Annotated in this window: 8 protein-coding genes; 2 read left to right on the top strand and 6 right to left on the bottom strand. The window is 70.7% G+C overall.

Features of this window, described 5'->3' with window-relative positions; translation table 11 throughout:
- A partial coding sequence (locus tag D7X74_RS16210) for a trypsin-like serine protease (RefSeq protein ID WP_199741835.1) occupies positions 1–822 on the bottom strand: 822 nt, incomplete at its 3' end.
- A gap of 280 nt (positions 823–1102) precedes the next feature.
- Here D7X74_RS16210 and infC point away from each other — a divergent pair.
- Positions 1103–1849, top strand: a complete 747-nt coding sequence (gene infC / locus D7X74_RS16205; protein ID WP_120533875.1) for a translation initiation factor IF-3 — start codon at positions 1103–1105, stop codon at positions 1847–1849.
- Positions 1850–2014: 165 nt separating this feature from the next.
- Here the strand turns inward: infC and D7X74_RS16200 are convergent, their stop codons facing one another.
- The 5 genes from D7X74_RS16200 to D7X74_RS16180 form a co-directional block, all read right to left on the bottom strand.
- Positions 2015–3481 carry a sialidase family protein gene (locus D7X74_RS16200; protein WP_120533869.1) on the bottom strand — a complete coding sequence of 489 codons (1467 nt, stop codon included), beginning with the start codon at positions 3479–3481 and terminating at the stop codon, positions 2015–2017.
- A gap of 166 nt (positions 3482–3647) precedes the next feature.
- Positions 3648–4994: an MFS transporter gene (locus tag D7X74_RS16195; RefSeq protein ID WP_233595658.1), complete on the bottom strand. Its 1347-nt coding sequence runs from the start codon at positions 4992–4994 to the stop codon at positions 3648–3650.
- Between the two features lie 285 nt (positions 4995–5279).
- Positions 5280–5822 (bottom strand): hypothetical protein, encoded by a 543-nt coding sequence (locus D7X74_RS16190; RefSeq protein ID WP_147446579.1) that lies wholly within the window; start codon positions 5820–5822, stop codon positions 5280–5282.
- A 28-nt stretch (positions 5823–5850) separates the two neighbouring features.
- Entirely contained in the window at positions 5851–6231 is a 381-nt protein-coding gene (locus tag D7X74_RS16185; protein WP_120533867.1) for a hypothetical protein, read from the bottom strand.
- Positions 6232–6237: 6 nt separating this feature from the next.
- The gene (locus D7X74_RS16180) at positions 6238–7128 is read right to left on the bottom strand and encodes a hypothetical protein (RefSeq protein ID WP_120533866.1); all 891 of its coding nucleotides are present in this window, start codon (positions 7126–7128) and stop codon (positions 6238–6240) included.
- A gap of 248 nt (positions 7129–7376) precedes the next feature.
- Here D7X74_RS16180 and D7X74_RS16175 point away from each other — a divergent pair, with 248 nt between their 5' ends.
- Positions 7377–9440 (top strand): M3 family metallopeptidase, encoded by a 2064-nt coding sequence (locus D7X74_RS16175; RefSeq protein WP_120533873.1) that lies wholly within the window; start codon positions 7377–7379, stop codon positions 9438–9440.
- Positions 9441–9474: the final 34 nt, after the last annotated feature.

Raw genomic sequence — 9474 nt, 5'->3', positions numbered from 1 at the left:
GTCCAGGAAGGGTTGGAGGAAGTCCGAAAGGGCGTCCACCCGCACCTGGACCGCCTCCGAGCGACAGGCCACGTCCCCACTCACGGTGAGGCCCCACAGCACCTCGTTGCCCTCCGGACCGCCCAGCACGGGACCGCCGCTGTCGCCCACGCAGGTCATCGCCGGGGAGGGCCCCGCCTGGAAGGCGTCGGTCCGCACGCCGGTCACCTGGAGCTGGCCCTGCCGCCGCTGTCCCGAGGGACGGGCCGCGTCCTTCGTGTCCCCATAGCCCACCGCGCGCACGAAGCTCCCCACCGCCACCGGGGCGTCCTGCCCGCCGGGGAGCCGGTAGGGCGGGACGTCCTCCACGGGCGTCGCCAGCCGCAGGAGGGCCGCGTCCCAAGCGTGGGTCGCCGGGTCATAGGAGGGGTGGGCCACGGCGCGGGTGACGCGCACGAACCGGCCCCCAGGCCCGGGCGCCCCGGGCTTTGGGTGAAGGGTCGGGCCCAGGAAGACCTCATAGGGGCCCGCCTCGCCGAAGAGGGCCAGGCAGTGCGCCGCCGTCAGCACCACGTCCGGGGCGATGAGGGCGCCCGAACAGAGGAGCACCGGCGGCTCCCCCCCACACCGCGTGCGCCGGGCCACCAGCGCCACCGCCGCCGTGTCTCCGGGCGCATCCGTCCCCTGGACGAGGCCCTGGGGCCGGGAAACCGCCGGGGGGGTGGCTTCCGAGGGGCTGGAAGCAGGCAGGCAGGCGAGCAGGAGGAAGCCGGCGAGCGCAACCCCCCTGGGGGGTCGGCATCCTGTCGGGTCCCGGGCGGACGCGGTGGACCGTTTCGCCATGGGGCGCATCATAGGTAACAGGGGGTCGTGGGAATGGGGTAGCGCCCGCGTTACCTTGCCTTGGGGGGTCGTGAACCGGATAGAGTCCGTTGCACGTCTCCCTGCCCACCCGGCCAGAAGGCGTGCTTCATGACGCTCTTCGGTCCGGAGGTCTACCGGTCCGAGCGGGAGTCAGACAGGCTGCCTGCCTGCCGTTCATGCCGTTTGGGCCTGCCGCATTGAAGGGCCCGCCACACCTTCACGGGTGGTGGGTCTGCAACCCTTTTTGGAGGATGTTCACATCATTCGCGAACAGAAGAGTCGCGGTCCCAACCGGGACCAGAGAACCAACCGCCGCATCCGCGCGCGGGAAGTCCGTGTCGTCGGTGCGAACGCCGAGCAGCTGGGCGTCATGGCCATCGAAGCCGCGCTGAAGCTCGCGCAGGAGCAGGGGCTCGACCTCGTCGAAGTCAGCCCCATGGCCAAGCCGCCAGTCTGCAAGATCATGGACTACGGCAAGTTCAAGTACGAGGAGAAGAAGAAGGCCTCGGACGCGAAGCGCACGCAGGTGGTCATCCAGCTCAAGGAAGTGAAGCTCCGTCCCAAGACGGAGGAGCACGACTACGAGTTCAAGGTGCGCAACACCCGCCGGTTCATCGAAGAGGGCAACAAGGCCAAGGTCGTCATCCAGTTCCGCGGGCGTGAAATCACGCACAAGGAGCTGGGCAGCGCCATCCTCGATGACGTCATCAAGGACCTGAAGGACGTGGCCGTCGCCGAGCAGATGCCGCGCATGGAAGGCCGGCAGATGTTCATGATCCTCGCGCCGACGCCGAAGGTCGCGCAGAAGGCCCGTGAACTGGCGCGCCAGGCTGCGGCAGCCGCCCGCAAGTCTTCGCCGCCGAGCCAGAAGAAGCCGCACCCCGAAGGTGGCGCTCCCGCCCAGGAGGGTGCTTCCACCGCGCCCGCCGATGCCGAGGACACCGGTACCAGCGACGACGCCGACGATACGGGCGACGAGCAGGATACCGCGACCGCGACGACGTAACCGCCTCGCGCGAACGGGCTTCGCGTCTCCCCTTCCTCGTGAAGACGGGAGACGCGCCCACGGGCGGTGCCCCTCGGAGTGTCTCTCCAGGGACCCGCCCGCGCCCGTCGTCCGGGCCGGCTTCAACGTCCCGCGCGTCGCGGGGGGACCCACCGGTGCCCCCCGCTAGAAGCGCAGGACCCGCGTGCGCCGGCGCCGCCCCCACTCCATCAGCAGGAACGTCACCCCCACCGCGAGCATCGCGCTGGCACCGCCACACCCGGCGGCCATCGCCTGCTGGGACGGGCCCGTCAGCGCGCTGCCCACCGTGCCCACGTCCTGGGGCGGGTCGAACGAGGACGGTCCGCCGGAGCCTCCCGTGGCGGCCACGCGCCGGTCGTCTTCCTGGAACTGGGACTGGGACGCTTCCTTCGCCGCCACGGCCTGGGACTTGAGGGACGACGCGCTGGTGGAGAAGAAGGACAGCCGGATGCTGGAGCCGGAGGACGGCTCGATGCCGAAGAAGCACACCAGCGGCACGCCCGAGGGCAGCACCTCCGGCGCGGCCGGGTAGCCCGCGAAGCCGGACACCGACGCGAGCTCCTTGCCCGCCCCCGGCTTGCCGCTGGAGGAGAGCGCGCGGGCCCACAGCCGGTAGCCGCTGCCGTCGCTCCGGGGCTGGTTGTAGAAGAGGTACACGGCGCTGCCCACGCGGGTGAGCGCGGGCTGCGTGGCCCAGTCCCCGTCGTCCAGCACGCGCACCGCGGAGCCGAACGCGCTGCCGTTGAAGTGGCGGTAGATGAGCCGCTCGGAGTTGTCCTTGTAGACGAGGTGCAGGCCGCCCTTCCCGTCCGCCACCGCGCTCAACGCGGCCCCGTGGTAGATGCCGTCGGAGAAGGCGGTGCGCGTGGAGGACCAGGTGGACAGCGACGCGCTGTCATCGCGGATCCGGTAGCGCGTGGAGTCGTGGCCGTCGTGGGAGCTCCACAGCACCATCAACCGGCTGCCCAGGCTCACCAGCCGCCCACCGCCGCGCTTCGGGATGTCCCGCGCGAGCGCGGACTGTTCGCGGAAGGTGGAGCCGCCGTCGCTGCTCACCGCGATGCTCAGCGTGTTGCTGGCGTCCTTCTCCCGGAAGAAGGCCTGCACCCACAGCCGGCCCTTCGAGTCGCGCGCCAGCTCCGCGCGGTAGTACGCGGTGCTGGAGCTGGTGGAGTCGAAGACACGCACGGGGGACTGGGGACTCCAGCGGCCCTTGGACGCGCTGTAGCGCCACCACTGGAAGTACACGTCCCGGCTGGTGGAGCCGCTGATGCCCGTGCTGTCCGGCGTCTCCACCGCGTAGACGAGCGCCACGTCCTGACCCACCGCGATGAGGTCCGCGCGGTCATACGTGGAGCCGTCGTGGATGACGCCCTCCAGCTTCCAGGTGCCGCCGCCGTTGTCGCTGCGGAACATGCGCAGCCCGTGTCCGTCCAGCCCGCCCTGCTGCACGGCGGAGAGCAGCACGGAGCCCTCGCTGCGCGACACCCGTACGATGTGCCGGTGCGCGGGCAGCGTCAGCGCGTTGCCACCCCGCACCGGGATGGCCGACGGCGGCGTCGCGGCCGTCATGCCCGTCAGCAGCAGTCCCGTGAGTACAGCCCAACCCATTCCAGCCCCCGTCCGTTGGATTCCTGGCGGGAAAACTGGTGGGTGGGGCCGGTCCGGAGAAGGTGCGGGGGACGGGGCGTCGCCTGCCTGTCTGCCCTGCGACGGCACTCGCGTGGGAGCGTTGCGCGGCGGGAGACGTCGTTTGGTGGACGGCCGGGCCCCCGCCTCAGCCGCGCGCCGGCGTGGCCCTGCCCCCGATTTGCGCGCCCGCGTCCGGGGGAAGCCTCCGGAAGAGCGGTCCGGCCAGCGACGACACGAGTCCGATGGCGAGGAAGGGCAACAGGAAGCGGTCCGGCGTGAGGCGCACGTCCCCGCCGCCTCGCGCCACGTGCAGCATCAAGCCACCGAAGCTGATGCCCACGCTCAGCGCCATCTGCTGCGTCACCACCGCGAACGTGGACGCGTTGCTCACCGCCTCCTTGGGGAGGTCCGCGTAGGCCACCGTGTTGGTGGCGGTGAACTGCAGTGAGCGCATGAAGCCGCTGCAGATGAGCGTGCCGACGATGAAGGGAATGGGCGTGCTCCCGCGGAAGAAGGCGGGCACGGCCGTCAGCGCGGCGGTGAGCAGATTGGAGGCGATGAGCGTCTTGCGGAAGCCCACGCGCCGGATGAGCAGGGGCGCCACCGGCTTGCACGCGAAGGCCCCCATCGACGTGCCAATGGTGACGAGCCCCGCCTCCAGCGGCCCCCACCCCAGGCCCACCTGGAAGAGCAGCGGCAGCAGGAAGGGCGTCGCGCCCAGGCCCATGCGCACCAGCGCACCCCCCAACATGCTGGCGCGGAAGGTGGGCACCTGGAGCAGGCGCAGGTTGAGCACCGGACGCGGCGTGCGCAGCGCGTGCCGCACATAGGCGGCCAGCGCCCCCACGGCCACCAGCGCGATGCCCAACTGCGCGGGCCACGGCACCAGGCCGATGCCCGCCGTCTCCGCCGCGCCCATCAGCGTCGTGATGGCGACCACCGCCAGGGCGAAGCCCTTCTTGTCGAAGGGGCCCGGGTCGGGCTGGTGCAGCACGGGCACGAAGCGCGCCACGGCCCACATCCCCAGCAGGCCCACCGGCACGTTGATGAAGAAGATCCACGGCCAGTCCGCGACGCCCAGGATGAAGCCCGCGAGCGGCGGGCCCAGGAGCGGTCCCACCAGCGCGGGCATGGTGAACCAGCTCATCGCGGACACCAGCTTCTCGCGCGGCGCCGAGTTGACGATGATGAGCCGGCCCACGGGCGTCATCAGCGCGCCGCCCAGCCCCTGCAACGTGCGGAAGAGCACGAGCTGCCCCAGCGACCGGGAGAAGCCGCACAGCACGGAGGCCGTCAGGAACACGGCCATGGCCGTCATGAAGACGCGGCGCGGGCCGTAGCGGTCGGCGATCCACCCACTGGCCGGCGCGAGCACCGCCAGGGCGAGGATGTACGACGTCAGCGCGAGCTTGAGGTGGACCGGATCCGTGCCGAAGGCCACCGACAGCGTGGGCAGCGCGGTGGACAGCGCGGTGGAGTCCAGGAACTCCATGAACAGCGCACTGGCCACCGCGATGGATGCCAGCCGGGAGCCTCGGGTGGAGCGGACAGGTCCGGTGGATGCGGTCGCGGTGGAGACGGACACGTCCTTTTCTATGCGCATGCCGCGCCGTGTCTGTCACGCACGCCCGGCCGGTGAGCCCTGGAAATCAGAAGCGAGCGTACTCAGTGCCCACAGCGTCGGAAGACCCCGCCCCGGGCATGGCGGCCGTCCTCCCGGAGTGCGGGCGAGCAGGCGTGAAGGCCGGTCATGAACTCCGGACCGGGCGCGCCAACGTCAGGGCTCGGGAGGTTCGTTCCGGGCGGCCTCGGTGAGCAGTCGGGCCTCCTCGCGCAGCTCATCCAACCGGACGCGGTGACGCTGGAGCAGCGCCTCCACCTGTTCGACCCGCACCGTGTCTCCCCGCGCCCGCGCCTCCTGCCGCTCCCCTTCCAGCCGCGTCACGTCCCGCCCCAGCAGCGACGAGATGTGCTCCGTCTTCTCCAGCTTCCAGCGCGCCGTCTGCGGGAGTTCCTCCGCGATGGGGTCGTTCGGCTGCGCGGGGGCATTGGCCACCTCCGGCTCCGGCGGCACGTCCCCGGGGCTCGGCGGCACCACCGTGGCGGCGGGCTGCTCGGGCGCGGCTGCGCGCACCGGCGCCGTCCGCTTCGGCGCGACGGGGGCCTCCGCCTCCACGGGCTTCAAGGCCCGCTGGAACTCCGGAGGCAGGCCGGAGGGAGCATTCGTCTCCCGGGACGTCAGGAGCGCGATGGCGATCACCACCGCTCCCAGCAGGCCCGCGCCCCCCACCAGCATCACCCGTTCACGGCGTCGCATCATCCGTCCCCTTCAAGGGCCCTGAAGCCCTTCACAGCCGCAGGCGCCAGCCATCCGCCTGCCGCTCCACCCGGAAGAAGTAGGGCTCCGGCCGCTCCTTGCCTCCCTGGGACACGCGCGCCCTCACGAGCACCGCGTCCGGGTCGCGGCCATCCACCTTCGCTTCGACGATGTCCACCAGGTGCAGGTCGTGCTCGCGCAGGTCCTTCACCGTGTCCTCGCACGAAGGCAGCCCCGGCGCCTTCACCAGCAGGGGGCCCAGCACCGCGCAGTCCCCGGACGGCAGGGCCTGGAAGAAGCGGCGCACCACCGCCTCCCCGGCCTCCGCCTTCGAGGACGTCGTGGACGTGCAGGCGGACGCGGCGAGCCACAGCCACACCGCCCCCGCCACGTATCGCGCCCCGCGTCCCATCCGCCGTCAGTAGCAGTTGGGCGCGAACAGCTCGTCGTCCGTGGCGGACACGAACTGGTCATCGCACCAGCCGCTCGCCAGCACGTGCCCGTTGCGCACGCAGCCGTCGTGGTTCGTCGCGTCCAGCGTGTACTGCGTGTCACCGCCGCAGCCCCCGCCGCAGCGGCCGAAGCAGTTGCCCATCACCTTGGGGCGCGACCAGTGGTCCGGCTCACCGCACACCCAGGTGCTGCCGCTCATGTAGTACTCGTCGCCGTTGCACGACGTGTGGTCGCCCAGCTGGGCGATCTGCTGGTTCTTCGCGTTGTCGAAGCCGCCCTTGTCGCAGTCGTGCTTCGCGTACGAGTACCAGTTGTACGTGCCGCCACAGCTGCCCACGTTCTTGCCCGCGCACTTCGCGTAGCTGCACAGCATCGTGTAGCCGCGGCCCTGCTCGCCCATCACCGTGCGCTTCAGCGCGACGCTCGTGGGGTGCTGCGCCCACAGGCCCACCGCGCGCCGCAGGTACATGGCCTCCGGCGTCGCCGCGTCGCCCGCGGGCAGGCCCTGGTTGAGCGCCTGGTAGAAGGCCGCCAGCACTTCGCGGTCCGCGTCCACCACCTGCGTGTCCTGCGCGTTCTCTTCCGCGAAGCCATCCAGCGAGGACACGCCGGACGCGGGGTCCATCAGGCCGGTGAGCGTCAGCCCGTGCGTGCGCACCTCCAGCCGGTACACCCCGGGCTCCACCTCCCGGGAGGAGAAGGACACGTCTTGACCCCAGGTGCCCCGGGTCAACCCCGCTTCCGAGCTGACCGTCAGTCCATCGGGAGAAGCGGGGGAGGCAGGCGGGACGTCCGTCCCCGCGCCACCACAGCCCCACAACAGCAACGCCGCGACCGCACCCAGTGCCTTGCGCATCTGTCTGTCACCCTCCGGCCAGGAGACCTGCATGGACCACGAAGCAGCCGCTGGAGTACCGGGCGGCCGGGCGCCGCTCAAGGCGAGGTGCGTCACGGTGGGCAGGCAGGCTCCAGGAGCGCCCTTCGGGGCAGGCCGGCCGTTCACGGCGGACAGGCGCGAAGGGGTGGGGATGTGGCATGACGGGCCGGCGTTTCGCGTCGTTCCTTTTGGAGGAAGTCCCTTTGAAAATCCCCGCGCTCACCGTCATGGCGGCGCTCGCCGCGACGGGTTGCTCCAACGGCAGCATCACGAACAACCGCGAGGCCCAGGCCCGCATCGCGGCCAATGCGTCCAAGCCCCAGCTGGCGCCCTTCAAGGGCTCCGAGCCGCTGGCGGGCACGCCGGACACCTTCAAGGCCCTGTGCAAGGCGGACCTGGAGCGGGCCCAGGCGCAGGTGGTGGCGCTGAAGAAGCTGGACGCGAAGTCGAACGGCCAGGCGGTGCTCAAGGCCTATGACGAGGCGCAGACGGCGCTCATCAACGCGGCCAACCGCACCAGCCTCACCCACGAGGTGCACCCGGACGCCGCCATGCGCGACGCGGCCCGCGAGTGCGAGCAGCAGGTGGACGCGGCCAACGTGGCGCTGGCCCAGGACCGGAGCGTCTACGACGCGCTGTCGCTGGTGGACCTGTCCAAGACGGACGCGCCCACGCGCCACTGGATGGACCGCTCGCTGCTGGAGTTCCGCCGCGCCGGCGTGGACCGCGACGAGCCCACGCGCCAGAAGGTGAAGGCGCTCAACGAGGAGATCCTCAAGCTGGGCCAGCAGTTCAGCCAGAACATCGCGGAGGACATCCGCAAGGTGGCCTTCACGCCCAAGGAGCTGGACGGCCTGCCGGAGGACTACAAGAAGGCGCACGCGCCGGGCGCGGACGGCAAGGTCATCATCACCAGCAACTACCCGGACTACTTCCCGTTCATGACGTACGCGAAGAACGCCAAGGCGCGCGAGAAGCTGTGGCGCGCCTACCGGCAGCGCGCGTTCCCCAACAACCAGGCGGTGCTCGCCCAGCTCATCGAGAAGCGCAACGAGCTGGCGACGCTGCTGGGGTACGCGAACTGGGCGGCCTTCACCACCGAGACGCGGATGACGCGCACGCAGCAGGCGGCTGCGGACTTCATCGACCAGCTGGCGCAGTCCACGGAGGCCCGCGCGAAGAAGGAGATGGCGGACCTGCTGGCGCGCAAGAAGAAGGACGTGAAGGGCGCCACGGTGGTGGAGCCGTGGGACCACGACTACTACGAGGACCGGGTGCGCGCGGAGCGCTTCGGCTACGACTCGCAGACGGTGCGGCCCTACCTGGAGTACGCGCGGGTGAAGGACGGCGTGATGGCCATCACCTCCAGCCTGTGGGGGGTGACGTTCCAGACGGTGAAGGACGTGAAGACGTGGCACTCCGACGTGGAGGCCTACGACGTGCTGGAGGGCGGAAAGCCGCTGGGCCGCATCTTCCTGGACATGCACCCGCGCAACGACAAGTACAAGCACGCGGCGCAGTTCGACCTCATCACCGGTGAAGCCGACAAGCGGCTGCCGGAGGGCGTGCTGGTGTGCAACTTCCCGCGCCCCGGCGACCTGATGACGCACGACGAGGTGGAGACGTTCTTCCACGAGTTCGGCCACCTGATGCACACCGTCTTCTCCGGCCACCAGAAGTGGACGCCCATCTCCGGCATCTCCACCGAGCGCGACTTCGTGGAGACGCCGTCCATGCTGCTGCAGCAGTGGGCGCAGCAGCCGGAGGTGCTCAAGAGCTTCGCCAAGCACCATGAGACGAACGAGCCCATCCCCGCGGAGCTGGTGGAGAAGCTGCGCGCGTCGAAGGAGTTCGGCCAGGGCCTGTGGGCGCGCCGGCAGCTGTTCCTGTCCGCCGTCAGCCTCCAGTACTACTCGCGCGCGCCGGGCTTCGACACGGCCGCGGTCCTCTCCGAGCTGCAGAAGAAGCTCAGCCCCTTCCGCCACGAGTTCCGCGACGGCACCCACTTCGAGCTCGCCTTCGGGCACCTGGATGGGTACTCGGCCGCGTACTACACGTACCTGTGGTCGTTCGTCATCGCGAAGGACCTGGAGTCGAAGTTCCAGGAGACGGGCTACCTGGACCGGGACCTGGCGATGAAGTACCGCCACACCGTGCTGGACCCCGGCGGCTCCAAGCCCGCCGCGGAGCTGGTGCAGGACTTCCTCGGCCGGCCCTACGCCTTCGAGGCCTTCCGCGCCTACCTGGACGGCGCCCCGAAGACGACGGGCACCGCCAAGGACTCGCAGTAGCCATCCGCACCTCCCGGAAGCAGGCACGCACCGC

The organism is Corallococcus sp. CA047B (assembly GCF_003612065.1).
Classification (GTDB): domain Bacteria; phylum Myxococcota; class Myxococcia; order Myxococcales; family Myxococcaceae; genus Corallococcus; species Corallococcus praedator.
The sequence above is the reverse complement of the archived record's forward strand: the minus strand, read 5'-3'. Positions and strand labels throughout refer to the sequence as shown.

Coding starts and splice junctions, on each gene's coding strand:
- D7X74_RS16175 (WP_120533873.1), top strand. CDS start 7,377: ATGGCGGCGCTCGCCGCGACGGGTTGCTCCAACGGCAGCATCACGAAC.
- D7X74_RS16190 (WP_147446579.1), bottom strand. CDS start 5,822: ATGATGCGACGCCGTGAACGGGTGATGCTGGTGGGGGGCGCGGGCCTG.
- D7X74_RS16185 (WP_120533867.1), bottom strand. CDS start 6,231: ATGGGACGCGGGGCGCGATACGTGGCGGGGGCGGTGTGGCTGTGGCTC.
- D7X74_RS16200 (WP_120533869.1), bottom strand. CDS start 3,481: ATGGGTTGGGCTGTACTCACGGGACTGCTGCTGACGGGCATGACGGCC.
- D7X74_RS16195 (WP_233595658.1), bottom strand. CDS start 4,994: ATGGAGTTCCTGGACTCCACCGCGCTGTCCACCGCGCTGCCCACGCTG.
- D7X74_RS16180 (WP_120533866.1), bottom strand. CDS start 7,128: ATGCGCAAGGCACTGGGTGCGGTCGCGGCGTTGCTGTTGTGGGGCTGT.